Raw genomic sequence first — 24,095 nt, 5'->3', positions numbered from 1 at the left:
TCACCCCGCGATCCGGACGGTGGTGGTGGCACCCCAGATGGCCAGCGACAGGAAGAAGTCGACGATGTTGACCGCCACGATGGCCAGCCGCACGGCCCGGCCGACCGCGACGCCGACCCCGGCCGGTCCGCCGCTGGCGGTGTAGCCGTACCAGCAGTGCACCAGCACCACGATCACGCTGAACACCAGCACCTTGCCGAAGGACCAGAGCACGTCGCCGGGCGGCAGGAACAGGTGGAAGTAGTAGTCGTAGGTGCCGGCGGACTGTCCGAAGTAGTGCACGGCGATGGTCCGGGTGGCGAGATAGCTGGAGAGCAGGCCGATGACGTACAGCGGGATCACCGCGATGAACCCGGCGATCATGCGGGTGGTGACCAGGAACGGCAGGGACGGCACCGCCATCACCTCGAGGGCGTCGACCTCTTCGGAGATCCGCATCGCGCCGAGCTGGGCGGTGAATCCGCAACCCACGGTGGCGGACAGCGCCAGTGCCGCGACCAGCGGCGAGATCTCCCGGGTGTTGAAGTACGCCGACACGAAGCCGGTGAAGGCGCTGCTGCCGATCTGGTGGAGCGCCTGGTAGCCCTGCAGGCCGACCTCGGTGCCGGTGAAGAAGGTGAGGAAGCAGATGACGCCGACGGTGCCGCCGAGCACGGCCAGCGCGCCGGAGCCGAAGCTGACCTCGGCCAGCAGCCGCAGCACCTCCCGGCGGTAGCGACGCACGGTGCGCGGCGCCCAGGCGAAGGCGCGCAGGTAGAAGGCGAGCTGGCCGCCCAGGTCGTCGAGCATTCGCAGTGCCGGCACGTCAGCTTCCCTTCTGCGGTACGACCTGGAAGTACACGGCCGTGACGAGGAAGTTCAGTGCGAACAGCAGCATGAACGTGATCACCACGCTCTGGTTGACCGCGTCCCCGACACCCTTCGGGCCGCCCTTGGCGGTCATCCCCTGGTACGAGGCGACCAGTGCCGCGGTGGCCCCGAACAGCAGTGCCTTGACCTCGCCGACCAGCAGGTCGGGCAGCTGGCCCAGGGCTTGGAAGCTGGCCACGTACGCCCCGGGCGTGCCGCCCTGCAGGATCACGTTGAACAGGTAACCGCCACTGACGCCGACCACGCTGACCAGGCCGTTGAGCAGGACGGCGACCAGCATGGCGGCGAGCACCCGGGGCACCACCAGGCGGTGGATCGGGTCGATGCCCAACACCTGCATCGCGTCCAACTCCTCGCGGATCTTCCGCGAACCGAGGTCGGCGCAGATCGCCGACCCACCCGCACCCGCGATGATCAGCGCGGTCACGATCGGCCCGGCCTCCCGCACCACGGCGAGCACCGACGCGGCGCCGGTGAACGACTGCGCGCCGAGTTGGCGGACCAGCGAGCCGAGTTGCAGCGCGATGACCGCGCCGAACGGGATGGCGACCAGCGCGGCGGGCAGGATCGACACCGAACTGATGAACCACGCCTGCTGGACGAACTCGCGCACCTGCACCGGCCGGCGACCGATGCCGCGCAGGGTGTCCAGGCAGAACGCGAAGAACTCGCCGGTGCGGCGGACCGCGGCGACGGGGCCGCTCATCCGGTCACCTCCCCGTGCCGACCTTCGGCGACACCCTGCCCGGCAGGCTCGACGGTGGGTCGCTCGCCGACGGGGACGCCGCCGAACGAGCCGGCCGGCGGGGTGACCCCGTTGGCCCGGCACCACTGCCCCGGTGGGCGTTCCGCCTTCCGGACCCGGCCGTCCGACGGCGGCAGTTGCAACGGGATCGGTGGCAGCGGCGGCAGTTCGACCCCGGCGTCCGCCTCGGCCCGCAACTCGTCGGCGTCCTTCTCCTCGGCCATCCCGATCGGGCCGATCCGCTGGGCGTTGAGGAACTGCCGGACCACCGGCTCGGTGCTGGACAGCAACATCTCCCGCGGTCCGAACATGGCCAGGTGGCCGTGGTAGATCAGGCCGATGTTGTCCGGCACGGTCCGGGCGGTGTTGATGTCGTGGGTGACGATCAGGAACGTCGCCTCGGTCCGCTGGTTGAGGTCGATGATGAGCTGATTGAGGTAGGCCGTGCGGACCGGGTCGAGCCCGGAGTCCGGCTCGTCGAAGAGGACGATGCGCGGGTCGAGCACCAGCGCGCGGGCCAGCCCCGCCCGCTTGCGCATCCCGCCGGAGATCTCCCCGGGCAGCTTCCGCTCGGCGCCGACCAGGCCGACCATGTCGAGTTTCTCGGTGACCACGGACCGGATCTGCGACTCGGACCTGCGGGTGTGCTCCCGCAGGGGGAAGGCCACGTTGTCGTAGATCGTCATCGAGCCGAACAGCGCGCCGTCCTGAAACAGCACGCCGAACAGTTTGCGCACCTGGTAGAGGTCGCGTTCGGAGAGTCGGGGCAGATCCTTGCCCTCGATGACGATGGAGCCGGCGTCGGGTCGCAGCAGCCCGACCAGGGTCTTGAGGAAGACCGACTTGCCGGTGCCGGAGGGGCCCAGCAGCACCGAGATCTCACCTGCCGGCAGGGTCAGGCTGAGGTCCGACCAGACCGGCCGGCCACCGAAGGACTTGGTCAGCCCTCGCACCGCGACCTCGACACCCATCGACCCCTCCGCTCACTCTCACTGGACATCGGGCGGGGGACGCGAGACGCAACAACTACTTTGGGTTCACGAAACGGCACCCAAGGTGAGCTAGGCAAATCGGCGCGGCTGTCGATAACGTGCGGTCAACCGCCCGGTAACGAAGGTGCCTCGCATCCCCATGACCACAGCGATCGACCCCGAGCTCGTGCGTCGGGCCGCCGACGGCGACCGGGCGGCGACGGCGGCGTTGCTCACCGACGCCCGGCCACGGGTGGTCCGCTACTGCCGCGCCCGGCTCGGCCGCATCGGCGGGGCGTACACCACGGCCGACGACGTGGCGCAGGAGGTCTGCCTCGCCGTGCTGCGCGCCCTGCCCGGATACCGCGAGCAGGGCCGACCCTTCACCGCGTTCGTCTTCGCCATCGCCGCGCACAAGGTGGCCGACGCCCAGCGGGCGGCGGTACGCGACGCCACGGTCGCGGTCACCGACGGCCCGCCGGAGCAGCCGGACAGCGCCCCCGGGCCGGAGCAGCAGGCCCTCGCCACCGACCTGGCCCGCCGGTTGTCGGTGCTGCTGGACCGCCTGCCGGAGGTGCAACGGGAGATCGTCACCCTCCGCGTCGCGGTGGGGCTACCCGCCGAAGAGGTCGGCGCCATCGTCGGTATGACGGCCGCCGCCGTCCGGGTGGCCCAGTCCCGCGCCCTGGCCCGGCTCCGTACCCTGGCCGCGGACGGACTCGACGAGGTGGCGGCATGAGCGGGCGCGGGGACCACGGCGACGCGGCGCGGGAGCTGCCGCTCGTCGGCGACGACCTGCTGCTCGACGCCCTCGGCCGGGGCGAGCCGGCGCCCGCCGGGGACGACGTCGCGGCCCTGCTGGCCGCCTGGCGAACCGACCTCGACGCGGACGCGCCGGGGCTGACCGGCGGCACCGCCCCGCCGGCCGGACCGATCCGGCCCGGGACGCCGGCGGAGCTGACCGAACACGCCACCCCGCCGGCCGGAGCGCATCGGCCCGGGACGCCGGCGGAGCTGACCGAACACGCCGCCCCGCCGGCCGAAGCGCATCGGCCCGGGACGCCGCTCGCGCCCCGGCGGGGCGTGGTCACGCCGCTGCCGGCGCGGCGGCGGGCGGTCCGGCTGGCCGCCGCGGCGGTGGCCGGGGTGCTGCTGCTGACCGGGCTCGCGGTGGGCAGCCGGTCGGCCGGCCCGACCAGCCCGCTGTGGTCGCTGACCAAGGTGCTGTATCCGCAGCAGGCCGAGGTGCGCGGCGTCGAGCGGCTGGTCGCGCAGGCCCGCGCCGCGGTGGCCGCCGGCCGGTACGACGAGGCCCGGCGGCTCGCCGACCGGGCCGGGGCGGCGCTGGCCGGGATCGACGACCCGGACGAGGTGGCCCGGCTGCGCGCCGACATCGACGCCGTGCGGCGGGGCCTCGCCGCCCGGCCGGCCCCGCCGGTCGGCACCGCGCCGTCCGCCTCGCCGGCGGCCGGCCCGTCCGCCGCCGCCCGCCCACCGGTCGCCCGGACCACCGCGCCGGCTCCGCGTGGGTCGGGAAGCGCGCCGGCGCCCACCGGCTCCCCCACCGCCGCCGCCCCGACCCCGTCCCCCGACGATCGGCTGCTGCCGCTGCCCGAGCTGCCGCTGCCGCTGCCCACCGGGTCGCTGCTTTCGCCGCTGCCCGGCCTGCCGCTGCCCAGCATCGACCTACTGGACTGAGCGACGGCGGCGAGACCCGGCGGTCCCGGCGCGGGCCGGGACCACCGGGTCCCGGCTCAGGTCGCCGGGCGCTCCCGGTCCGCCGCCCGGCCCAGGGCGACCATCCGCAGGGTCTCCTCCCGGCGGCGCACCAGCAGCACCCCGGCCAGGAAGGTCACCGGCGGCACCAGCACCAGCACCGCCCACTGGGCCGGCACCAGCGGGATGGCGTGTCCCATGTGGGCGGTCGAGGTCACCCAGCCGGCGAGGGTGCTGTCGATGGTCAGCGCCAGCGCGGCCACGGGCGCCAGCAGCACGGCGATCCGCCGCCGGATCGCCGGGGCCAGGGAGAGCACGGCGGCCAGCGCCGCGGCGGCGGCGACCGCCAGGCCGGCGACGTAGAGCCAGATCACCAGCTCGCTGCCGGCCTCCAGGCCGTAGAGGACGTACACGGTGTACGGGCCGGCCCGGTCGAAGCCGGGCGCGGTCAGCCGGTTGATCTCCAGCACCGCCACCGCGCCCAGCGCCGCCAGCACCAGGGCGAGCAGTCGGCGGACGCCGAGCACGGCGAGCCCGCGGCGGCGCGCGGCGACGCTCAGGGCGATTGCGGTGACCACGGCCAGGGCGAGTTGGGGCAGGGTGTCCACCACGTACGTCGGGTTGGTGCCGGTCTGCGGCCCGACCAGCACCGCCCAGCCGACGACGGCCGCCCAGGCGAGACCGGCGGCGACCAGGCGCAGCCCGGCCAGGGCCGCGACGGCGACCCCCGCCCAGCCGGCCACCCGCAGCCAGTCGACCAGGTCGGGGCCGGCCGGACGCCAGCGCGGCGGCAGGGCCGGATCGACCACCGACTGGTCGATCAGGCCCTTGACCGCGGCGGCGCAGAGCAGCAGGGCGGCCAGCACGGCGGTCACCGTCGACGCGTCGCCCCAGGCCGGCTCGGTGAGCCCCCGTGCGCCCACCCGAAGCCGGGCCCGCAGGCCGGCGCCGATCAGGTTCGCCGCCTCGGCGACGGTGGGGCGGCGCTGCCCCGCCCGGGCGCCGTCGAGCAGGACGGCGAGCATCTCGTCCTCGTACACCCGGCGGTGTTCCCACGGGTAGACGGCGAGCAGGCGGCGGTAGCGCCGTTCCAGGTCGGTCACGCCGCGCCCCCTTCCAGCAGCAGGCCGGCGCGGCGCAGCCGGTCGCCCGCGGCGTCGGCGTGCCGGCGCAACCGGGTCGCCTCGTCGGCGAGCCGGGTCGCGCCGAGGGCGGTGAGCCGGTAGTAGCGGCGCAGTCGGGACTGCACCACCTCCTCCCGGTCCACCTCGATCAGGCCATCGGCGCGCAGCCGGTCGAGCACGGCGTAGAGAGTGCCGGCGCGCAGCCGGACCCGGCCGGCGGAGATGCGTTGGACGTCCTCGATGACGGCGTAACCGTGCTGGGGTGTCTCGGCCAGCGCGGTGAGGACCAGGAACGTGGGTTCCCGCAGGGGGCTCTCTGCCATGCCGACAGCATATACAGCTAGCCGGTATATGCGCCGCCCCGTCAGGCCGGCCGGCCCCGGTGGCCGTCGCCCTCGGCTCCCGCCGCGCCACCGGCGACCGGGCCGCGACCCGCGCCGATCGGCACGCCCGGCTCGCCGGGCCGCTCGGCACCGGGCGCCGGGTGCGGGCGTGCGCCCTTGACGAACTCGTCGAAGAACCGCAGCAGCTCGACCGGGAAGGGCATCACCAGGGTGCTGTTCTTCTCCGCCGCCACGTCCACCATGGTCTGCAACAACCGCAGCTGGTACGCGCCGGGCGTGTCGGCCATCGCCCGGGAGGCGTCGGCCAGCCGGCGGGACGCCTGGTACTCGCCGTCGGCGGCGATCACCCGGGCCCGGCGCTCCCGCTCCGCCTCGGCCTGGCGGGACATGGACCGCTTCATCTCCTCCGGCAGCGCCACGTCCTTGACCTCCACCCGCTCGATCAGCAGGCCCCAGGGCTTCTCGGTCGGCGCGTCGATCACCGCCTTGAGCTCCGCGTTGATCGAGTCCCGGTCGCGCAGCAGGGTGTCCAGGTCGGCCTTGCCGATCACCGAACGCAGCGCGGTCTGCGCGACCTGGAGCACCGCCGAGGAGTAGTCACGCACATTGACCAGGACCTTCACCGGGTCGACGACGCGGTAGTAGACGACGGCGTCGACGGTGAGGGTGACGTTGTCCCGGGTGATCACCCCCTGCGCGGGCACCCCGATCACGGTGGTCTGCATGCTGACCCGAACCATCCGGTCGGCCACCGGGACGATCAGGTGGAAACCGGGCTGGCGCAGGCGCTCCCGCACCCGACCGAAGCGGAACACGACGCCGCGCTGGTACTGCTGCACCAGGCGGACGCTCAGCCCGGCGAGCAGCGCCAGCACGACGATGACGACGACCAGCCCGACGAAGACGGCGGCGGCTCCCATGACCCCCCTCGATCCCGGAGGCCCCCGCCTCCCGGCGCCGCGCATACCCGCTGGAGCGCCGGCCAGTCCCGCCCGGCGGGGACGGCGCAGCGGCGTACGCCGATGAATTCCCGCCAGACCCTGGCGCGGCGGCGACCGGTGGCAATATCCTCCACTTCACGCGCGTTCCTTGGAGCTCCTTTTCACCCCCGACCGCTCACCCCCGACCGCTCACCCCCGACGGCCCCGCGTGGCCACCGAGGAGACCCGCCATGCACTTCGACCATCCCGAACTCGACCGCCGGACCCTGCTGCGGGCCGGTCTGGGCGCCGCCGCGGTCGCGGTCGTCGGGAGCGAGCTCGCCCTCCCGGCCGCCGCGCGGGCCGCCGCCGGCGCCGACCTCGACTGGATCATCAGTTGCGACGAGTGGGGGGCCCGCCCCCCGGCGGACCCGCTGTCGATCAGCGCCATCGCCACCAATAAGATCATCGTGCACCACATGGCGTTCCCCAACGTCACCGACTACTCCGAGGAGCACGCCAAGCAGCTCGCCCGGGACTGCCAGGACCTGCACCTGGACGGCAACAAGTGGTCGGACACCGGCCAGCACTTCACCGTCAGCCGCGGCGGGTACGTCCTCGAGGGACGGCACGGCAGCCTGGAACGGCTCGCCGCCGGCGACCGGCAGATGATCTCCGCGCACTGCCCCGGGGAGAACGGCCGGGCCATCGGCATCGAGAACGAGGGCACCTACGTCACCGACACCCCGCCGACGCAGCTGCTCGACTCGCTGGTCAAGCTCTGCACCACCATCTGCCGGCAGTACGGGCTGCACGCCCACGACATCTTCGGCCACTGGGACTTCCGCGCCACGCTCTGCCCGGGCGCGACGTTCTACCGGGAGTTCCCCGCCCTGCGCCGCCGGGTGTTCGCCGCCCTCGGCACCGACCCGGCCGACGTGCCGGCCCGGCGCTGGCCGGACATCTGGCGCTTCGTCGGCGGCCCGGTGGTGCAGGTGGCGCAGTATCTGCTGGCCTACCGGGGTTACCCGGTCCCGGTGAACGGGGTCTTCGACGCCAACACCGTGGCGGCCGTGCAGGACTGGCAGCACCGCAACGGCATCCCGGTCGACGTGGACGCCACGCTGACCGCGCCGACCTGGGAGACGCTCGCGCCGGAGCTGGGCCGGGACGCCACCGGGGTCCCGGTCAGCGCGGTGCAGTTCATGCTGAACTCCAAGGGCTACGCCGAGGTGACCGTCACCGGGGCGTACGACCACGTGACCAAGAAGGCGCTGCAGGACCTGCAACGCCTGCACGGGCTCCCGCCCACCGGCAAGGTCAGCACGAGCACCTGGTGCGCCCTGGTCGGCGGGGTGGTGCGCCAGTCGTTCCGGGCGGGCTGACCCGCCGCGCGGACAGCGGTGGGGGCGTCAACGGCGCCGCCCCCACCGCGTACGCCCCCGCGCCGGAGGTGTAGCGGCCGGAATAGCGGGAATGCGCCGCCGCCTGGGGACGAGACGGGAGGGGCCATGGAGAGTCGTGCCAAGGCGATGGGACACGGCATCCACCCGGTGCTGATCGTGTTCCCGCTGGGGTTGCTGGTCACCGCGGTGATCTTCGACATCCTCTATCTGATCACCGATCGGACCGGATTCCAGATCTCGGCGGCGTACACGATGGCCGCCGGAATCCTCGGCGGACTGCTCGCCGCGGTCTTCGGGCTGATCGACTGGCTGGCCGTGCCGGCCGGCACCCGGGCCAAGCGGATCGGCGCGGTGCATGGCGCCGGCAACGTCGTCGTCGTGCTGCTGTTCGCGCTGAGCTGGCTGCTGCGCCGCGCCGCGGACAACTGGGACCCGAGCGCGTTCGCGCTGATCCTCGGCTTCGTGGGCGTCGTCCTGGTCGGGGTGACCGGCTGGCTCGGCGGCGAGTTGGTGGAGCGGCTGGGCCTGAGCGTCAGTGCCGACGCCGGGGTCGACGCGCCCAGCTCGCTGTCGCGACGCCCCGCCGGCCGCACCCGCGCCTGAGCAGCCGGCCCGCGGCGAACCGGCGGTCACCGGTCAGCCGCCGGTGGCGGCTTCGGGGCAGCAGACGAGCAGGGCGCGCGGGACGACCCGCACCTTCAGCCGGTCGGTCTCGCCCCGCGCGCCGCCGTCCAGCTCGTACGTCATCGGCGCGTCCAGCCGCACCTTGATCTTCCGGCCCCGGGTCATCCGCACGTACGGCGAGTCCGCCGACCGGCCGGTGGCCATCCGGCCCAGCGTGCGGGCCCACTGCACGGCGCCGGCCGCGGTGCTCACCCCGACGTCCAGGCGACCGTCGTCCGGGCGGGCGTCGTCGAACGCCGGGATACCGCCGGTGATCGTGCCGACGTTGCCGAACAGCACGCAGGTGGCCTCGCCGTCGAACCAGTCGGCGCCGTCCACCCGGATCCGGGTGTGCACCGGACGGCCGCCGACGTGCCGCAGCCCGGTCCAGACGTACGCGAGGCGGCCCAGCCGGCCCTTCATCTCCCGGTCCGCCTCGGCGATCATCTCGCCGTCGAAGCCGGCGCCGGCCATCACCGCGAAGTGCTCGCCGTTGATCCGGCCGAGGTCGAGGGCGCGCCGCCGGCCGTGCAGGCCGATCCGCACCGCCTCGGTCAGGTCGGGCGGGATGTCCAGGTTGGTGGCGAACAGGTTGGCGGTGCCGGCGGGCAGGATCGCCATCGCCGTGCCGGAGCCGGCCAGCGCGTCGGCGCAGCGTTGCACCATGCCGTCCCCGCCCCAGACGAAGACCAGGTCGGCGCCCTCGCGCAGCGCCCGGCGCACCTTCTTCGGCGCCTTGCGGCTCTTGGGCACCTCGTACCAGAGGGGCTTGTCCACGCCGGCGTCGGCGAGGGTGGCGCGCAGTTCGGCCAGGCCGCCGCCGAGGACCTTGCGGCGGTGCGCGACGACGGCCACCCGGCCGACCCGGCCGTCCGTCCCGGTGTTCGTGTTCACGGTCGTTCCTGGTACCCCCGGGGCCGGGCGACCATGCACCGCGCCGGCGCGCCGTGCGGACCCGGACGATCACGGGGAGACTGACGGCATGACCTGGGCCCGCCGTGCCGTACCGCTCGCCGCCGCCGCGCTCGCCGCCCTCGCCGCGCGCGACCTGACCCAGCGCGACCACGCGCTGCGCCGCAACTTCCCGGTGCTCGGCCGGGCCCGCTACCTGCTGGAGTCGATCGGGCCGGAGCTGCGGCAGTACATCGTGGCGGCCAACGACGAGGAGCGGCCGTTCACCCGGGACCAGCGCCGCTGGGTGTACGCCTCGGCGAAGCAGGAGAACAACTACTTCGGCTTCGGCACGGACAACGACATCGAGTACACCGCCGGCTATCCGATCATCAAGCACCGCACGTTCGGCCGGGCCGTGCCGCCGTCCGCCCCGACCGCCGGGCAGGAGGTGCGGCTGCCCTGCGCCAAGGTGCTCGGCGGCGCCCGCGGCCGGGCCAAGGCGTTCCGTCCCGAGTCGGTGGTCAACATCTCCGGGATGAGTTTCGGCTCGCTGTCCGGCCGGGCGGTCGAGGCGCTCAACCGGGGCGCCGCCCTGGCCGGGTGCCTGCAGAACACCGGTGAGGGTGGGCTGTCGCCGTACCACCGCAACGGCGGGGAGCTGGTGTTCCAGCTCGGCACCGCATACTTCGGCTGCCGCGACGAACACGGCCGGTTCAGCCTGCCGCGACTCAAGGAGCTGGTGGCCGGCGCGCCGGTGCGGGCCCTGGAGATCAAGCTCAGCCAGGGCGCCAAGCCCAGCCTCGGCGGGCTGCTGCCCGGGGCGAAGGTGTCCGCCGAGATCGCCGCCACCCGGGGCATACCGCGCGGGCGGGACTGCGTGAGCCCGTCCCGGCACGCCGAGTTCGACGACTGCGACAGCCTGCTGGACTTCGTGGAGCTGCTCGCCGCCGAGACCGGGCTGCCGGTGGGCATCAAGTCCGCCGTCGGCGACCTGGGCTTCTGGTCCGAGCTGGCCGACCTGATGCGGGACACCGACCGCGGGGTCGACTTCGTGACGGTCGACGGCGGCGAGGGCGGCACCGGCGCCGCGCCGCTGATCTTCACCGACTCGGTGTCGCTCCCCTTCCAGCAGGGCTTCGCCCGGGTGTACCGGACGTTCGCCGAGCGGGAGCTGCACGAGCGGGTGGTCTTCGCCGGCGGCGGCAAGCTCGGCCTGCCGGACAACGCGATCGTGGCGTTCGCGCTCGGGTGCGACCTGGTCAACGTGGGCCGGGAGGCGATGCTGGCGATCGGCTGCATCCAGGCCCAGAAGTGCCACACCGACACCTGTCCGACCGGGGTGGCGACCCAGCGCGCCTGGCTGGCCCGGGGGCTGGACCCGGGGCTGAAGTCGGTCCGGGCGGCCAACTACCTGAAGACGCTGCGCCGCGATCTGGTCAAGGTCGCCGAGGCCTGCGGGGTCGAGCATCCCGGGCTGATCGACACCTCGGCCGTGGAGATCCTCCAGGGACGCACCGGCTCCACCCCGCTGCGCGAGGTGTACGGCTACCGGCCGGAGTGGGGACTGCCGTCGGCGGCCGACCGGGCGGAGATCGCGCGGCTGATGGCGGCCGAGGCGCCGCAGGGCGGCAGCGCCCCACCCTCGCCGACGGCGCAGCGGTAATACCCTGCTCCGATGACCACCGAGTCCGACCTGCGGCTGCCCGACGGCGCCACCCTGCACGTCTACGACACCGGCGGCGCCGACCGGCTCGCCGTGTTCTGGCACCACGGCACGCCGAACATCGGTGCCCCGCCGGCGCCGTTGTTCGCCGCGGCCGACCGGCTCGGCCTGCGCTGGGTCTCCTACGACCGGCCCGGTTACGGCGGGTCCACCCGGCGGCCGGGGCGGGACGTGGCCTCCGCCGCCGAATACTCGGCCGCGGTCGCCGACGCGCTCGGCATCGACCGGTTCGCCGCGGTGGGGCACTCCGGTGGCGGCCCGCACGCGCTGGCCGCCGGGGCGCTGTTGCCGGACCGGGTGGTGGCGGTGGTCAGCGGCGCCGGCCTGGCGCCGTACGGGGTGGCCGGGCTGGACTGGTTCGCCGGCATGATCCCGTCCGGGCAGGCGTCGCTGCGCGCCGCGCTGGCCGGTCGCGCGGCCAAGGAACGGTTCGAGCAGTCGGGTCACGACTACGACCCGGAGTTCACCGAGGCCGACCTGGCCGCCCTGGACGGCGCGTGGGCGTGGCTGGGCGGGGTGGTCGGCCCGGCGGTCGAGAACGGCCCCGGCGGGCTGATCGACGACGACCTGGCGTACGTGGGGCGGTGGGGTTTCGACCCGGCCCTCCTCCGGGTGCCGGTGCTGCTGATGCACGGCGGCCGGGACGGGATGGTGCCCGCCGCGCACGGCCGCTGGCTCGCCGAGCACATTCCGGGGGCGTCGTGGTGGCGGCGCCCGGACGACGGGCACATCTCGATCCTCGACTCGGCCGAGGCGGCCCTGGAGTGGCTGCGGGAGCGGGCCGGCTGACGGTCGGCCGCCCGAGCCGGGATTGTGTCGGGGTGTGTCCGGCCGAGGCAGGCGGCTGTCAGATGCGAAAGGCCGGGAAGAACCACAAAGGAAGCCATCGGCGCGTGATGCGCCGATATCGATGGTTTCGCGGTGGTCTCGACCAGCCATTCGTCGTGATCATCATCCGGTTGACCGATGACGGGCCACCGGTCGGTCGTTACCCGAGTGGCACTCGTCACCGCAGAATATGAGCAGCTCAATGCCGGTGCCTCGGAGGAAAGGCGCACTACATGATAAAACGACCGAACCACAGGTCAGGCAAGGGATTACGAGCACTCGGCCTGGCCGCCGCCGGTGTCCTGGTGGCGGCCCTGCTGCCCGGCGCGACGGCGTCCGCCGACACCGACCCCCGGGTCGGCCTCGGCGGGGGTTGGCTCGACGCGCAGAGCGCGAGCAGCAACCTGGACCTGCTGGCGCACCGCGACCGGCCGGCCGGCTTCGTCGACCCGACCAACCCCGGAAACGGTAGCTACTACTCGTCGGACCTCGCGTTCGGCGGCAAGTACGCCATCCTGGGCAACTACAACGGTTTCAACATCGTCGACGTCTCCCAGCCGGACGACCCGCAGCTCGTCACCAGCGTGGTGTGCCCGGGTGGGCAGGGCGACGTCTCGGTCTACGGCAACCTGCTCTTCATGTCCGTGGAAGAGACCCGGGGCCGCCTCGACTGCGGCACGAACTCCAGTGTCGGCACGCGGTTCCAGGGCGTGCGGGTGTTCGACATCTCCGACGTGCGCAACCCGGTGCAGGTCTCGGCGGTCCAGCTCTGCCGCGGCTCGCACACGCACACGGTGGTGACCGACCCGAAGGACCCCGCCAACGTCTACGTCTACGTCTCGGGCACCACGTCCGTGCGGCCGGCGACGACGCTGGAGGGCTGCAACAACGACGCGGCGACCGCGGCGAACCCGTCGCGGTGGCGGATCGACGTGATCAAGGTGCCGCTCGCGGCACCGCAGCAGGCGGCCGTGGTCAACCAGCCGCGGCTGTTCCAGGACCCGGCCACCGGCCGGGTCGACGGCCTGCAGAACGGGCCGGTGAACCCCCGGCACCCGTCCGGTTCGACGTGGTCGCCCTCGCCGAACACCAACGCCTGCCACGACATCACCGCGTACCCCGAGATCGGCCTGGCCGCCGGCGCCTGCCAGGGCAACGGCATCCTGATCGACATCTCGGACCCCGCCAACCCGGTGCGGATCGACGAGGTCGCCGACCCGAACTTCGCCTACTGGCACTCGGCGACGTTCAACAACGACGGCACCAAGGTGATCTTCACCGACGAGTGGGGTGGCGGTAGCGGGGCTCGCTGCCGCGACACCGACGCGCCGGAGTGGGGCGCCAACGCCATCTTCGACATCGTCGACCGGAAGATGAAGTTCGCCAGCTACTACAAGCTGCCGGTGCCCCAGTCGCTGCAGGAGAACTGCGTCGCGCACAACGGCTCGCTCATCCCGGTCCCCGGCCGCGACATCATGGTCCAGGCCTGGTACCAGGGCGGGCTGTCGGTGTTCGACTTCACCGACTCGACCAACCCGCACGAGATCGCGTACTTCGACCGGGGCCCGGTCGACCCGACGCGACTGGTGCTCGGCGGGTTCTGGTCGGTGTACTGGTACAACGGCAAGATCTACGGCAACGAGATCGTCCGCGGTCTCGACGTGTTCGGGCTGAAGCCGAGCGCTGAGCTGTCGGCGGCGGAGATCGCGGCCGCCGCGCAGGTCCAGCTGCCCGAGTTCAACGCGCAGCACCAGCCGAAGGTCACCTGGACGCCGAGCTTCGCGGTGGCGCGTGCCCACTACGACCAGCTCGTCCGGGCCAACGCCATCGGTCACCCGCTGAAGTCTCAGGTCGACGACTTCCTGGCCCGGGCCGAGCGGTTCCAGGCCAACGGCCAGACCTCGGCCGCGAAGGCGCAGCTCCAGGCGATCGGCAACAAGCTGAAGGCTGCCGAGCACCAGAAGCTCAAGCAGGCGATCAGCGACCTGGCGGCCTCCCTGTGATCCGCTGAGTCACCCCGAGAAACAGGGGCGCCCCGGCTCGTACCCGAGCCGGGGCGCTCCTTCGTCGTCGAAGCGGGTCAGCGCATCTCGGCCAGCATGCCCCGCATCCGCTGGATCTCGATGCTCTGGTCGGCGTCCACGTCCCGGGCGAACCGGTCGCTCGCCGGTTCGACCCCGCCGCCGGAGGCGTACAGCTCGCGCACCATCGTCAGCGCACCCTCGTGGTGACGGATCATCGACTCCAGGAACAGCCGGTCGAAGGCGGCGCCGCGCGCCGCCTTGAGCTGCGCGAACTGCTCTTCGGTGAGCATCCCCGGCATGGGCCGGTCGTGCCCGGCGTGGGCGGCCGGCGTCGGCTCGCCGCGCTCGGTCAGCCACTGCTTCATCAGCGTGATCTCCTCGGTCTGGGAGGCCTCGATCCGCTTGGCGAGCAGGGTGACGTCCGGGTTGGTGGTCCGGCCGGCCAGCAGCCCGGTCATCTCCAGCGCCTGGGCGTGGTGCGGGATCATCTGCTGGAAGAACCGCCGGTCGGCCGCCTTGTGCTCCGGCGGCGCGATGCTCGCCAGCTCCTCGGGCGACAGCGACCGTCCGGACTGCCCGGGCGCGCCCGGCTGGACGATCCGGTCCGCCGCCGCCGGCCGGGGCGGCTGTTCGGGCTCGCCGCCGGTGAGTTGGACGGCGGCGAACGAGCCCACCCCGACGGCGACTGCGGCGGCGCCGACGGCGAGGACGAGGCGACGGGACAAGACCATGGTGAGGCTACCTATCCGGGTGCGAGCTGCGGGGCCAGTGGAAGCCCATGGTGCACCACCCCCGGCCCCGGCCACCACCTCTGTCGGACGGGTTCTTCCTGCTCATTGGGCCGGTTGACCTCGGCCGTCAGGGCCGGCCCGCCGGACGCTCAGGCCGGCCGGCGCGGGCTCAGGCCGCCGCGCGGTCGCCCGGCGGACGGCGTCGGCGGGTGGCGTCGGCGAGCGCCGGCGGCCGCCACGCGCCGTCCGGCGGGTACAGGTCGGTGCCCGGTGGGACGATCTCGTCGATCCGGTCCAGGGTCGCGTCGTCCAGGGCGACGCTGGCGGCCTTGAGCAGCCCGTCGAGCTGGTCCATGGTGCGCGGCCCGATGATGGTGGAGGTCACCGCCGGATGCGCGGTGGTGAACGCCAGGGCCAGCTCGGGCAGGGTGTGGCCGAGGTCGTCGGCGAGGGCGACCAGCTGCTCCACCGCGTCGAGCTTGGCCGCGTTGTGCGGCAGCGCCGGGTCGAACCGGCCCGGGGTGAGCGCCGGCCGCCCGCTGGTCAGATCCACCGGGCGGTCCCGCCGGTACCGGCCGGTGAGGAAGCCCGAGGCCAGCGGGCTCCACACCAGCACGCCCATCCGGTACCGCTGGCAGACCGGCAGCACCGACGCCTCGATGCCCCGGGCCACCAGCGAGTACGGGGGCTGCTCGGTGCGGAACCGGCCGAGTCCGCGCCGCTCGGCCACGTGCTGCGCCTCGACGATCTCGGCGGCCGGAAAGGTCGAGCAGCCGAACGCCCGGATCTTGCCGGCCCGGACCAGGTCGGTCAGCGCCCCGAGGGTCTCCTCGATGTCGGTGCGCTCGTCCGGCCGGTGCACCTGGTAGAGGTCGATCCAGTCGGTGCCCAGCCGGCGCAGGCTCTCCTCCACCGCCCGGACGATCCACCGGCGGGAGTTGCCGCCCCGGTTGGGCCCCTCCCCCATCGGGAAGTGCACCTTGGTGGCGAGCACCACCTCGTCCCGGCGCCCGCGCAGGGCCTTGCCGACGATGGTCTCGGACTCGCCCGCCGAGTACATGTCGGCGGTGTCGACGACGTTCACCCCGTGGTCCAGCGCGGCGTGGATGATCCGCCCGCACTCGTCGTGGTCCGGGTTGCCGACGGAGCCGAACATCATGGCGCCGAGGCAGTACGTGCTGACCTCGATCCCGGTGCCGCCCAACGTGCGGTAGCGCATGCGTGTCCCCTCGATCCGGGCGCGACGGTCGTGCCGCGTCCGTGGAGGCCGACGGTAGGGGTTCCAGTGCGCTCGAAGTCAACGGCGGACGGGCCGCCGGTTCAGGTGTCCAGCAGCCGGCCGGCCGCCTCAGCCCGGCACGGACAGCAGGTAGTCGTCGGCCTCGTCGCTCCACCGCAGGTCGACCACCCCGGCGGTGGCCGCCGCCCGGCAGAACTGGAGGAAGCCGCGGTAGCCGAGCTTCTTCTCGCTGAAGTCCGGCCGGGCCCGCCGCAGCTGGTTCTTCAGGCCGGACAGCGCCACCGTGCCGCCGGCGCCGGCCAGGTCCTGCACCACCGAACGCAGCAGCGCGAAGGCGGCCTCCCGGTCGCCGTGCTCGGGCAGGGTGACCTCCGGGTCGCCCTTCGCCGGGCCCTCCCCCAGCTCGACCACGTTGCGCCCGGCCAGGTGGCGCAGCAGCTCGCCGAAGGTCCGGAAGCCGTAGTCGGCCTCGCTGAACGTCGGATCCTTGCGGCGCAGCGCGCGCTTGAGGGTGGAGGCGGTGACCTCGCCACCGGAGCTGTCCTGCAGGCCGGCCACGGTCTGGGCGACCAGCACGGCGAGGCTGTCCACGTCCCGCGCCGGCTGCTCCTCGGCGGCCGGCGCCTCGGGCTCCCGCTCCACCTGCTGCGCGCCGCGCGCCGGCCGGGCCCGCCGCTCCCGCGCCGGCGGCACGTCGACGCCCTCCAGGCGGTCGTAGTAGAGGAACTCGTCGCAGGCCGGCGGCAGCAACGCCGAGGTGGACTGCTCCACCCCCACCCCGATCACCCGCTTGTTCAGCTCGCGCAGCTTGTGCACCAGCGGGGTGAAGTCGCTGTCGCCGGTGCCGATCACGAAGGTGGAGATGTAGTCCCGCTCGAAGGCCAGCTCGATGGCGTCGACGGCCATCTTGATGTCGGCGGCGTTCTTGCGGGAGGCGCCCATCCGCTGCGGTATCTCGATCAGCTCGACGTGCGAGCGGGTGAGCATCCGCCGGTCCTCGTCGAAGTACGACCAGTCGGCGTACGCGCGGCGGACCACGACCCGCCCCCGCTCGGCGAGGGCGTCGGCGATCGGGCGCAGGTTGAAGGCCGCGCCACCGAGGTGGTCGCGGGCGCCGAGGGCGAGGTTCTCGTAGTCGAGGAACAGGGCGATGCGGTCCTCTTGATCCACCGGGTCAGCCTACGCCGCCGGCCGGCGCGGCCGTCGGCGGCACGGCCGTACGGCCGACGGTAAGGACATCGCAAGATTTGCGGGCCCGACCGCCGGCCCGGCCGCGACTACCCTGGCGGCACGAGGAGGTACGTGTGGCGCAACGGGTGCTGGTCGTCGACGACGACCGGACGGTCAGCGATGTGGTCTGCCGCTACCTGGAACACGCCGGCTACCGGGTCGAGCACGTCGGCGACGGGGTGGCCGCGCTGGCCGCGGTCGAGGCGGCGCCCCCGCAGCTGGTGGTGCTGGACGTGATGCTGCCACTCCTGGACGGGCTGGAGGTGTGCCGTCGGTTGCGGCAACGCCCGGACGCCGTACCCATCGTGATGTTGACCGCGCGGGGCGACGAGGCCGACCGGATCCTCGGCCTGCAACTGGGCGCGGACGACTACCTGAGCAAGCCGTTCTCCCCGCGCGAGCTGGTGCTGCGGGTCCGGTCGGTGCTGCGCCGGGCCGGCGGGGAGCCGACCCCGGCGGCCCCGGCGGTGCTGGCCGACGGCGGGCTGGTGGTGGAGACCGGCGCCCGGGTGGCCCGGCTGCACGGCCGGGAGCTGGCGCTGACCCTGCGCGAGTTCGACCTGCTGGCCTTCCTGCTGCGCCACCCGGGGCGGGCGTTCCACCGGGCGGAGCTGTTGGACCGGGTCTGGGGGTGGCGCTTCGGCGACCAGTCCACCGTGACGGTGCACGTGCGGCGGCTGCGGGAGAAGATCGAGGCGGACCCGGCCGACCCGCGGCGGATCGTGACGGTGTGGGGCGTCGGCTACCGGTACGAGCCGACCGATGCGTGACCTCGCGCTGATCTTCGCGGTGGCGCTGGGCGCGGCCTGCTGCGTCGGGGTGCTCGCGGCGGCGGCGTTGCGGCTGTTGCGCGGGCGGTCGATCACCGTGCACATCGCGGTGCTGCTGGCCGGCACGGTGGCCGCGGTCGCCGCCGGGGTGGTGGTGGTCGCCGAGGCGATGTTCCTGTCCGCGCACGACCTGGAGGTCGTGCTGATCACGGTGGCCGCCGCGGCGGTGGTCAGCCTCGGCGTGGGGTGGCTGTTCGGCCGCCGGCTCGCCGCGGCGGCGGTGTGGGCGGCCCAGGCCCGGGAACGGGAACGGCGGATCGAGAAGGGCCGCCGCGACCTGGTCGCCTGGGTGTCGCACGACCTGCGTACGCCGCTGGCCGGGCTGCGCGCGATGGCGGAGGCGCTGGAGGACGGGGTGGTCGCCGACCGGCGGACCGTCGAGGAGTACCACCGGCGGATCCGGGTGGAGACCGACCGGATGACCCGGCTGGTCGACGACCTGTTCGAGCTGTCCCGGATCAACGCGGGCGCGCTGCGGTTGTCGCTGGCGCCGGTGCCGCTGGGCGACGTGGTCTCCGACGCGCTCGCCGGCACCGCGCCGCTGGCCGCGGCCCGCCGGATCCGGCTGGTCGCCGCCGAGTCGGGCTGGCCGACGGTGACCGCCAGCGAGCGGGAACTGGCCCGGGTGGTGGCCAACCTGCTGCTCAACGCCGTCCGCTACACGCCCGACGACGGCACGGTCCGGATCGACGCCGGCCGCGACGGCGCCGACGCCTGGTTCGCGGTGGTGGACACCTGCGGCGGCATCCCCGACGCCGACCTGCCCCGGCTCTTCGACGTGGCGTTCCGCGGCGAGCCGGCGCGTACCCCACGGTCGGGCGACGGCGGGGTGGCGGGTTCCGGCGGGCTCGGGCTGGCCATCGTGCGCGGGCTGGTCGAGGCGCACGGCGGGCGGGTGGAGGTGGCAAACGTCGACGACGGGTGCCGGTTCCTGGTGCGGCTGCCGGTGGCCGCCTGACCCGCCGCCGGTCAGGCGCGGGCCAGCTCGGCGAACCAGCGGTGACCGACCGGGAACACCTCCCGGACGTCGAGCCCGGCGGCCTGCGCCGGCCGGTGCACGCTACGGGTGTCCAGCCCGGCCCAGCGGAAGTCCGGTCCCCGGCGCGGGCCGGAGCGCACGTGCACCACGCCCTGCCAGGCGCCCGCGCCGGGCCTGTCGAGTTCGACCAGGACGGTGCCCCGGGCCCGCAGCAGCGCCCGGCAGCGGCGCAGCAGCGCGACCGGATCGCCGCCGATGCCGATGTTGCCGTCCAGCAGCACGACGTGCGCCCACCGGCCCTGGGCGGGCAGCGGGTCGTGCAGGTCGGCGCGGATCGCGGCCGCGCCGCGGGCCCGGGTCAGCGCGACGGCGCGGGCCGAGATGTCGACGCCGAGGGCGGTCACCCCGGCCCGGGTGAGCGCGCCGACGAACCGGCCCGGACCGCAGCCCAGGTCCAGGGTGGGGCCGGCGCACCGGGCGACGAGGGCCGCGACGGCGGCCTCGGCCGGCCCGTGCCACCGCTCCACCGGCAGCCGGCGGCGGTGCCCGTCCGGGTGCACCAGCCAGCACGGGCCGGGCCGGCGGTCGCGCAGCGCGGTGCCGAAGGCCGCGCCGGTCATCGCCGTTCTCCGGCGAGGCTGCGCCGGGCGGTGCCCGGACGCGCCTCGGCCACCGCCCGGGCGAACCGGCCGGCCGGCACGGTGGCGGCCACCGCCAGCGCGTCGGCCCAGACGTCCACGTCGCGCAGCACCGGCAGCGGCGCCACCCGCAGTCCGCGTCCGCGCAGCGCGGCCCAGGTGAGCCGGCAGGTCTGCGGGGTGGACGTGGGCACGGTACGCAACGCGGCGGCGTGCCCCGGGTCGCGCAGCCCCAGCCCCCACCAGCCGCCGTCGGTGGCCCGGCCCAGCACCGCGTCGGTGCCGGCGAGGCGGCGCACCGCGGCGGCCAGCCGGGCGGGGGTGAGCTGCGGGGTGTCCATGCCGATCTGGAACACCGGCGCCCCCGGGTATCCGGCCGCCACGTCGGCGTGCGCGTGGGCCAGCCGCGCGGCCAGGTCCGGGCCGCGCTGCGGCAGGATCGGCCAGCCGGCGGTGGCGGCGGTCAGGGCGGCCCCGTCGACGGCGTCGTCGAACCGGCCGGCGAGGGCCAGCACCGGGACCACCCCGGGGGTGGCGCGGACCGCGTCGAGGGTGTCGCGCAGCGCGGCGGCGGCGATCCGGGCCGCCTGCTCTCCGGTGGCCGGCGGGCAGAGCCGGGTCTTCACCCGCCCGGGCACGGGTGCCTTGGCGAGCACCAGCAGCACGGTCACCGGGGGCCGTCCACGGTGCGCAGCACCACGGCGAAGTCGCGGGTGGCGCGCAGGGTGCCGCGTACCGAGCCGGAGACCTTGGACCGGGTGCCGGCCGCGCGCGGGGCGTAGCGGACGTCGGTCTCGTGGATCCGCCAGCCCGCCGCGGCGGCCCGGATGAGCAGTTCGAGGGGGTACCCGAAGGCACGGTCGGTGACGCCGAGGGCGAGCAGCGCCTCGCGGCGGGCCACCCGGATCGGGCTGAGGTCGCGCAGCGGCACGCCGCGGTGCCGCAGCAGCGCGGCGACCAGCGCTGTACCGGCCCGGGCGTGCCAGGGCCAGACGCCGGGGCGTACCGGTCGGCGGCGGCCCACGGACAGGTCGGCGGCGCCCCCGGCGACCGGGGCGACCAGGGCGGGCAGTTGCCGGGGGTCGAAGGACCCGTCGGCGTCGAGGACGCAGACCAGCTCGGTGTCGGCCGCCTCGATCCCGGTGTGTACGGCGGCGCCGTATCCCCGGCGGGGTTCGCGGACCACCCGGGCGCCATGGCGGGCGGCCACCTCGGGTGAGCCGTCGCGGGACCCGTTGTCCACCACCAGCGCCCGGTAGCCGGGCGGCAGCGCGGCCAGCACGCCGGGCAGGGCGGCGGCCTCGTCGAGGCACGGCAGCACCACGTCGATGTGTGTCGGCATGGGGCCGACGCTAGGGCGCGGCGGGGCCGGCGGGGCGGCGTTCGGCCTTACGGAACGCTTACCGAGCCGGCAGTTCTTACCGACCGGTGACGGACCGGTGATTCCGCTGACGTGGGTGCCGGTCGGGCCGTACTGTCCGCCTCGTCATGAGATCTGGTGCCCTGCTTCCCCGCTCCCCCGCCGACGCGGCCCGGCCGGCGCGCGACCGGGGCGACCTCGTCGTGCTGGGCGTCGAGGCGGCGTTGCTGGCCGCCGCCGTGGTGGTCGGGGTGGTGCTGAACCGGCGCGGGACGGGCCTGTACGCCGACGCCGCGCCGCTCTACGCCAGCTGGTGGCCGCACCTGGGCTGGGGCACCCCGGCCGCGGTGGTGGTGGTGCTGCTGGTGCTCGGGCCGGGACTGCGCTGGTCCGGCACCGCCCGCTGGGGTGCGCTGCTGGGCGCCGGCTGGCTGGCCTCGGTGGCCTGGACGCTGTCGCTGGCGCTGGTGGACGGCTGGTCGCGGGGGCTGACCCGGCGGCTCACCGTGCAGGCGGAATACCTGCACGAGGTGCCGGGCGTGGTCGACGTCCGGGCCACCCTGGCCGGCTTCACCGACCGGATCCTCGACTTCCAGCCCGACTCGTGGTCGACGCACACCGCCGGGCATCCGCCGGGCGCGCTGCTGGTCTTCGTCGGGCTGGACCGGGTCGGCCTGGGCGGTGGCACCGCCGCCGCGCTGGCCTGCGTGCTGGTCGGAGCGACGGTCGCCGTCTCCGTGCCGGTGGCGTTGCGGGCGCTGGGTGCCGCTGCCGCCGCCCGGGCGGTGCTGCCGTTTTTGGTGCTGCTGCCCGGCGCGGTGTGGGTGGGCGCCTCCGGGGACGGCATCTTCGCCGCCGTGGTCGCCGCCGGCCTGGCCCTGCTGGCGGTACGCGGCCCCGGGGCGGCGCTGGCCGGCGGGCTGCTGCTCGGCTTCGCCCTCTACCTGTCGTACGGGTTCGTGCTGGTCGCGCCGCTGGCGCTGGTGGTGCTGGCGCTGCGCCCGGCCCGCCGGTGGGCCGCGTTGCTGGCCGCCTCGGCGGGAGTGGCGGCCGTGGTGGCGGTGTTCAGCCTCGCCGGGTTCCACTGGTGGGCCGGGTACGACCGGGTGGTGGTCCGCTACTACCAGGGCTGGGCGGCCGAGCGCCCGTACGGCTACTGGGTGTGGGCGAACCTGGCGGCGCTGCTGCTGGCCGCCGGGCCGGTGCTGGGGCCGGCGCTGCGCCGGGCGGTGGCGGCGGGACGCGCGCGCTGGCGGGCGGCCGAGCGACCGGCAACCGGCGACCGGTGGTGGCCCGCGGCCGGACGGGTGGGTGCGCTCGGGCCGACGGTGCTGCTGCCCGCGGCGGCGGCGCTGGCGGTGACGGCCGCGGACCTGTCCGGGATGAGCAAGGCCGAGGTGGAGCGGATCTGGCTGCCGTTCGTGGTCTGGCTGCTGGTGGCCGCCGCGCACCTGCCCGGGCCGGCCCGGCGGTGGTGGCTGCTCGGGCAGGCGCTCACCGCGCTCGCGGTCAACCACCTGCTGCTCACCGTCTCCTGACCGCCGCCGCCTCCGCGCGGCACCGGCCGGGCCGGCGTCGGCGGGGACGCGCGGCCGGGTCAGCCGGGACGCACGGCCGGGATCAACCGCCGACGCGTGGCCGGGGTCTGCCGGGCGACCCGGCCGGGTCAGCCGCGACGGTGGCGGGTTCGCGCAGCGGGTCGGTGGCGAACCGGCGCACCCCGTCTCCGAAACCCACCCGGGCGCGGTAGCCGAGCAGGTCGCGTGCCCGGCGCGGGTCGGCGGTCACGTGCCGGACGTCCGCCGCCCGGGCGCCGCCGACCACCTCCGGCGCCGGGCCGCCCATCGCCCGGGCCAGCGCCCCGGCCAGCTCACCGACGGTGTGCGGCTCGCCGGAGCAGACGTTCACCGGCACCAGCCCGGCCGGGGTCGGCGCGGTCAGCGCCAACAGGTTCGCCCGGGCCACGTCGGTGACGTGGACGAAGTCGCGGCGCTGCCGGCCGTCCTCGTAGACCCGGGGCGGTCGCCCGTCGGCCAGCGCCGAGCGGAAGATCGAGGCGACCCCGGCGTACGGGGTGTCACGGGGCATCCGCGGGCCGTAGACGTTGTGGTACCGCAGCGCCCACACCCCGCCCCCGGTCTGCCGGGCCCACGCGGCGGCCAGGTGCTCCTGGGCCAGCTTGCTGGCCGCGTACGTGCTGCGCGGCTCCAGCGGGGCGTCCTCGGGCACCCGGTCCGGGGTGAGCGGGCCGGCGCAGTCCGGGCAGGTCGGGTCGTACCGCCCGGCGGCCAGGTCGGCGGGCCGGCGGGGCGCGGGCCGGACCACGCCGTGCCGGGCGCAGCGGTAGCGGCCCTCGCCGTAGACCACCATCGAGCTGGCCAGCACCAGCCGGGTCACCCCGGCGCGGTGCATCGCGGCGAGCAGCACCGCCGTGCCGTAGTCGTTGTGGCTGGCGTAGTCGGGGGCGTCCGACGGGTCGAGGCCGTGCCCCACCATTGCCGCCTGGTGGCAGACCGCGTCCACCCCGGGCAGCAGCCGGTCCAGCTGGTCGGGGTCACGGACGTCGCCGACGACCAGCCGGTGCCCGCGCGCCCGGTCGGGCGGCGCGCCACCGTGCGCCTGGGGCAGCAGGGCGTCCAGCCCGACCACCTCGTGTCCCCCGTCGACCAGCAGGTCGACGACGTGCGATCCGACGAACCCGGCGGCGCCGGTGACCAGTATCCGCATGCCGGCCACGGTAGGCCGCTCGGGTGGGCCGGCGGGCCGGTTCGCCCGGGGACGTCAGCACTCGGTAATGCTTCGGTAATGCGCATCCGGGGCCGGGGCGGGCGGATCGGCGGCTACCGTCCGGGCAGGCGG

At 74.7% G+C, this 24,095-nt stretch carries 24 protein-coding genes; 10 read left to right on the top strand and 14 right to left on the bottom strand.

What is annotated here, in order from left to right:
* The 3 genes from K7640_RS23955 to K7640_RS23945 are packed head-to-tail and all read right to left on the bottom strand — an operon-like array spanning position 1 to position 2,586.
* On the bottom strand, positions 1 to 789 hold the full coding sequence (locus K7640_RS23955; protein WP_222957267.1) for an ABC transporter permease: 789 nt from the start codon (positions 787 to 789) through the stop codon (positions 1 to 3).
* A gap of 16 nt (positions 790 to 805) precedes the next feature.
* Positions 806 to 1,576, bottom strand: coding sequence for an ABC transporter permease (locus tag K7640_RS23950; protein ID WP_222957156.1), 771 nt, complete (start codon positions 1,574 to 1,576; stop codon positions 806 to 808).
* Positions 1,573 to 2,586, bottom strand: coding sequence for an ABC transporter ATP-binding protein (locus tag K7640_RS23945; protein ID WP_222957155.1), 1,014 nt, complete (start codon positions 2,584 to 2,586; stop codon positions 1,573 to 1,575). Before K7640_RS23945 ends, K7640_RS23950 begins: the two co-directional genes overlap by 4 nt.
* Before the next feature lie 160 nt (positions 2,587 to 2,746).
* On the opposite strand from K7640_RS23945, the gene shbA reads away from it, so the two are divergent.
* A complete protein-coding gene (shbA, locus tag K7640_RS23940) occupies positions 2,747 to 3,325 on the top strand; it encodes an RNA polymerase sigma factor ShbA (RefSeq protein WP_222957154.1) in 579 nt (192 codons plus the stop codon).
* Positions 3,322 to 4,284 (top strand): hypothetical protein, encoded by a 963-nt coding sequence (locus K7640_RS23935; RefSeq protein WP_222957153.1) that lies wholly within the window; start codon positions 3,322 to 3,324, stop codon positions 4,282 to 4,284. Before shbA ends, K7640_RS23935 begins: the two co-directional genes overlap by 4 nt.
* Before the next feature lie 56 nt (positions 4,285 to 4,340).
* Here K7640_RS23935 and K7640_RS23930 read toward each other — a convergent pair whose 3' ends face one another.
* Genes K7640_RS23930 through K7640_RS23920 form a run of 3 tightly spaced genes read right to left on the bottom strand, consistent with a single transcriptional unit; the run spans position 4,341 to position 6,690 of the window.
* Positions 4,341 to 5,405 carry a hypothetical protein gene (locus K7640_RS23930; protein WP_222957152.1) on the bottom strand — a complete coding sequence of 355 codons (1,065 nt, stop codon included), beginning with the start codon at positions 5,403 to 5,405 and terminating at the stop codon, positions 4,341 to 4,343.
* On the bottom strand, positions 5,402 to 5,749 hold the full coding sequence (locus K7640_RS23925) for a PadR family transcriptional regulator (protein ID WP_222957151.1): 348 nt from the start codon (positions 5,747 to 5,749) through the stop codon (positions 5,402 to 5,404). Before K7640_RS23925 ends, K7640_RS23930 begins: the two co-directional genes overlap by 4 nt.
* A gap of 41 nt (positions 5,750 to 5,790) precedes the next feature.
* The gene (locus K7640_RS23920) at positions 5,791 to 6,690 is read right to left on the bottom strand and encodes an SPFH domain-containing protein (protein WP_222957150.1); all 900 of its coding nucleotides are present in this window, start codon (positions 6,688 to 6,690) and stop codon (positions 5,791 to 5,793) included.
* A gap of 251 nt (positions 6,691 to 6,941) precedes the next feature.
* On the opposite strand from K7640_RS23920, the gene K7640_RS23915 reads away from it, so the two are divergent.
* Together K7640_RS23915 and K7640_RS23910 are read left to right on the top strand one after the other, a co-directional pair.
* Complete coding sequence (locus K7640_RS23915) at positions 6,942 to 8,075, top strand: N-acetylmuramoyl-L-alanine amidase (protein ID WP_222957149.1); 1,134 nt, start codon at positions 6,942 to 6,944, stop codon at positions 8,073 to 8,075.
* Positions 8,076 to 8,201: 126 nt separating this feature from the next.
* A complete protein-coding gene (locus K7640_RS23910) occupies positions 8,202 to 8,699 on the top strand; it encodes a DUF2231 domain-containing protein (protein WP_222957148.1) in 498 nt (165 codons plus the stop codon).
* Positions 8,700 to 8,732: 33 nt separating this feature from the next.
* Here K7640_RS23910 and K7640_RS23905 read toward each other — a convergent pair whose 3' ends face one another.
* The gene (locus K7640_RS23905; RefSeq protein WP_222957147.1) at positions 8,733 to 9,653 is read right to left on the bottom strand and encodes a diacylglycerol kinase family protein; all 921 of its coding nucleotides are present in this window, start codon (positions 9,651 to 9,653) and stop codon (positions 8,733 to 8,735) included.
* 88 nt (positions 9,654 to 9,741) lie between these two features.
* Between K7640_RS23905 and K7640_RS23900 the strand changes: the two genes are divergently transcribed.
* From K7640_RS23900 to K7640_RS23890, 3 genes are all read left to right on the top strand, one after another.
* Entirely contained in the window at positions 9,742 to 11,316 is a 1,575-nt protein-coding gene (locus K7640_RS23900; RefSeq protein ID WP_222957146.1) for an FMN-binding glutamate synthase family protein, read from the top strand.
* Between the two features lie 12 nt (positions 11,317 to 11,328).
* The gene (locus tag K7640_RS23895) at positions 11,329 to 12,165 is read left to right on the top strand and encodes an alpha/beta fold hydrolase (RefSeq protein ID WP_222957145.1); all 837 of its coding nucleotides are present in this window, start codon (positions 11,329 to 11,331) and stop codon (positions 12,163 to 12,165) included.
* A 272-nt stretch (positions 12,166 to 12,437) separates the two neighbouring features.
* Positions 12,438 to 14,207 (top strand): hypothetical protein, encoded by a 1,770-nt coding sequence (locus K7640_RS23890; protein ID WP_255609845.1) that lies wholly within the window; start codon positions 12,438 to 12,440, stop codon positions 14,205 to 14,207.
* A gap of 77 nt (positions 14,208 to 14,284) precedes the next feature.
* On the opposite strand, the gene K7640_RS23885 is transcribed toward K7640_RS23890, so the two are convergent.
* From K7640_RS23885 to K7640_RS23875, 3 genes are all read right to left on the bottom strand, one after another.
* Positions 14,285 to 14,959: a DUF305 domain-containing protein gene (locus K7640_RS23885; protein ID WP_222957144.1), complete on the bottom strand. Its 675-nt coding sequence runs from the start codon at positions 14,957 to 14,959 to the stop codon at positions 14,285 to 14,287.
* Positions 14,960 to 15,128: 169 nt separating this feature from the next.
* Entirely contained in the window at positions 15,129 to 16,178 is a 1,050-nt protein-coding gene (locus K7640_RS23880; RefSeq protein ID WP_222957143.1) for an aldo/keto reductase, read from the bottom strand.
* 129 nt (positions 16,179 to 16,307) lie between these two features.
* Entirely contained in the window at positions 16,308 to 17,369 is a 1,062-nt protein-coding gene (locus K7640_RS23875; RefSeq protein WP_222957142.1) for an NYN domain-containing protein, read from the bottom strand.
* A gap of 134 nt (positions 17,370 to 17,503) precedes the next feature.
* On the opposite strand from K7640_RS23875, the gene K7640_RS23870 reads away from it, so the two are divergent.
* On the top strand, positions 17,504 to 18,199 hold the full coding sequence (locus tag K7640_RS23870; RefSeq protein ID WP_222957141.1) for a response regulator transcription factor: 696 nt from the start codon (positions 17,504 to 17,506) through the stop codon (positions 18,197 to 18,199).
* Positions 18,192 to 19,217, top strand: a complete 1,026-nt coding sequence (locus tag K7640_RS23865; protein WP_222957140.1) for a sensor histidine kinase KdpD — start codon at positions 18,192 to 18,194, stop codon at positions 19,215 to 19,217. The genes K7640_RS23870 and K7640_RS23865 overlap by 8 nt, the downstream gene beginning before the upstream one ends.
* Positions 19,218 to 19,228: 11 nt before the next feature.
* Here K7640_RS23865 and K7640_RS23860 read toward each other — a convergent pair whose 3' ends face one another.
* Genes K7640_RS23860 through K7640_RS23850 form a run of 3 tightly spaced genes read right to left on the bottom strand, consistent with a single transcriptional unit; the run spans position 19,229 to position 21,218 of the window.
* Complete coding sequence (locus K7640_RS23860; protein ID WP_222957139.1) at positions 19,229 to 19,858, bottom strand: methyltransferase domain-containing protein; 630 nt, start codon at positions 19,856 to 19,858, stop codon at positions 19,229 to 19,231.
* Positions 19,855 to 20,547, bottom strand: coding sequence for a DUF2064 domain-containing protein (locus K7640_RS23855; protein ID WP_222957138.1), 693 nt, complete (start codon positions 20,545 to 20,547; stop codon positions 19,855 to 19,857). Before K7640_RS23855 ends, K7640_RS23860 begins: the two co-directional genes overlap by 4 nt.
* Positions 20,544 to 21,218, bottom strand: coding sequence for a glycosyltransferase family 2 protein (locus K7640_RS23850; RefSeq protein ID WP_222957137.1), 675 nt, complete (start codon positions 21,216 to 21,218; stop codon positions 20,544 to 20,546). The genes K7640_RS23855 and K7640_RS23850 overlap by 4 nt, the downstream gene beginning before the upstream one ends.
* 146 nt (positions 21,219 to 21,364) lie before the next feature.
* On the opposite strand from K7640_RS23850, the gene K7640_RS23845 reads away from it, so the two are divergent.
* The gene (locus K7640_RS23845; protein WP_222957136.1) at positions 21,365 to 22,774 is read left to right on the top strand and encodes a hypothetical protein; all 1,410 of its coding nucleotides are present in this window, start codon (positions 21,365 to 21,367) and stop codon (positions 22,772 to 22,774) included.
* An 82-nt stretch (positions 22,775 to 22,856) separates the two neighbouring features.
* Here K7640_RS23845 and K7640_RS23840 read toward each other — a convergent pair whose 3' ends face one another.
* The gene (locus K7640_RS23840) at positions 22,857 to 23,963 is read right to left on the bottom strand and encodes an NAD(P)-dependent oxidoreductase (protein ID WP_222957135.1); all 1,107 of its coding nucleotides are present in this window, start codon (positions 23,961 to 23,963) and stop codon (positions 22,857 to 22,859) included.
* Positions 23,964 to 24,095 lie beyond the last annotated feature (132 nt).

The organism is Micromonospora sp. PLK6-60 (assembly GCF_019890675.1).
GTDB lineage: Bacteria > Actinomycetota > Actinomycetes > Mycobacteriales > Micromonosporaceae > Micromonospora.
The sequence above is the reverse complement of the archived record's forward strand: the minus strand, read 5'-3'. Positions and strand labels throughout refer to the sequence as shown.

What these genes read in the sequence shown, in the direction of transcription:
- K7640_RS23955 (WP_222957267.1), bottom strand. Translation starts at nt 789, where the DNA reads ATGCTCGACGACCTGGGCGGCCAGCTCGCCTTCTACCTGCGCGCCTTC.
- K7640_RS23950 (WP_222957156.1), bottom strand. Translation starts at nt 1,576, where the DNA reads ATGAGCGGCCCCGTCGCCGCGGTCCGCCGCACCGGCGAGTTCTTCGCG.
- K7640_RS23945 (WP_222957155.1), bottom strand. Translation starts at nt 2,586, where the DNA reads ATGGGTGTCGAGGTCGCGGTGCGAGGGCTGACCAAGTCCTTCGGTGGC.
- shbA (WP_222957154.1), top strand. Translation starts at nt 2,747, where the DNA reads ATGACCACAGCGATCGACCCCGAGCTCGTGCGTCGGGCCGCCGACGGC.
- K7640_RS23935 (WP_222957153.1), top strand. Translation starts at nt 3,322, where the DNA reads ATGAGCGGGCGCGGGGACCACGGCGACGCGGCGCGGGAGCTGCCGCTC.
- K7640_RS23925 (WP_222957151.1), bottom strand. Translation starts at nt 5,749, where the DNA reads ATGGCAGAGAGCCCCCTGCGGGAACCCACGTTCCTGGTCCTCACCGCG.
- K7640_RS23920 (WP_222957150.1), bottom strand. Translation starts at nt 6,690, where the DNA reads ATGGGAGCCGCCGCCGTCTTCGTCGGGCTGGTCGTCGTCATCGTCGTG.
- K7640_RS23915 (WP_222957149.1), top strand. Translation starts at nt 6,942, where the DNA reads ATGCACTTCGACCATCCCGAACTCGACCGCCGGACCCTGCTGCGGGCC.
- K7640_RS23910 (WP_222957148.1), top strand. Translation starts at nt 8,202, where the DNA reads ATGGAGAGTCGTGCCAAGGCGATGGGACACGGCATCCACCCGGTGCTG.
- K7640_RS23900 (WP_222957146.1), top strand. Translation starts at nt 9,742, where the DNA reads ATGACCTGGGCCCGCCGTGCCGTACCGCTCGCCGCCGCCGCGCTCGCC.
- K7640_RS23895 (WP_222957145.1), top strand. Translation starts at nt 11,329, where the DNA reads ATGACCACCGAGTCCGACCTGCGGCTGCCCGACGGCGCCACCCTGCAC.
- K7640_RS23890 (WP_255609845.1), top strand. Translation starts at nt 12,438, where the DNA reads ATGATAAAACGACCGAACCACAGGTCAGGCAAGGGATTACGAGCACTC.
- K7640_RS23885 (WP_222957144.1), bottom strand. Translation starts at nt 14,959, where the DNA reads ATGGTCTTGTCCCGTCGCCTCGTCCTCGCCGTCGGCGCCGCCGCAGTC.
- K7640_RS23880 (WP_222957143.1), bottom strand. Translation starts at nt 16,178, where the DNA reads ATGCGCTACCGCACGTTGGGCGGCACCGGGATCGAGGTCAGCACGTAC.
- K7640_RS23865 (WP_222957140.1), top strand. Translation starts at nt 18,192, where the DNA reads ATGCGTGACCTCGCGCTGATCTTCGCGGTGGCGCTGGGCGCGGCCTGC.
- K7640_RS23860 (WP_222957139.1), bottom strand. Translation starts at nt 19,858, where the DNA reads ATGACCGGCGCGGCCTTCGGCACCGCGCTGCGCGACCGCCGGCCCGGC.
- K7640_RS23850 (WP_222957137.1), bottom strand. Translation starts at nt 21,218, where the DNA reads ATGCCGACACACATCGACGTGGTGCTGCCGTGCCTCGACGAGGCCGCC.
- K7640_RS23845 (WP_222957136.1), top strand. Translation starts at nt 21,365, where the DNA reads ATGAGATCTGGTGCCCTGCTTCCCCGCTCCCCCGCCGACGCGGCCCGG.
- K7640_RS23840 (WP_222957135.1), bottom strand. Translation starts at nt 23,963, where the DNA reads ATGCGGATACTGGTCACCGGCGCCGCCGGGTTCGTCGGATCGCACGTC.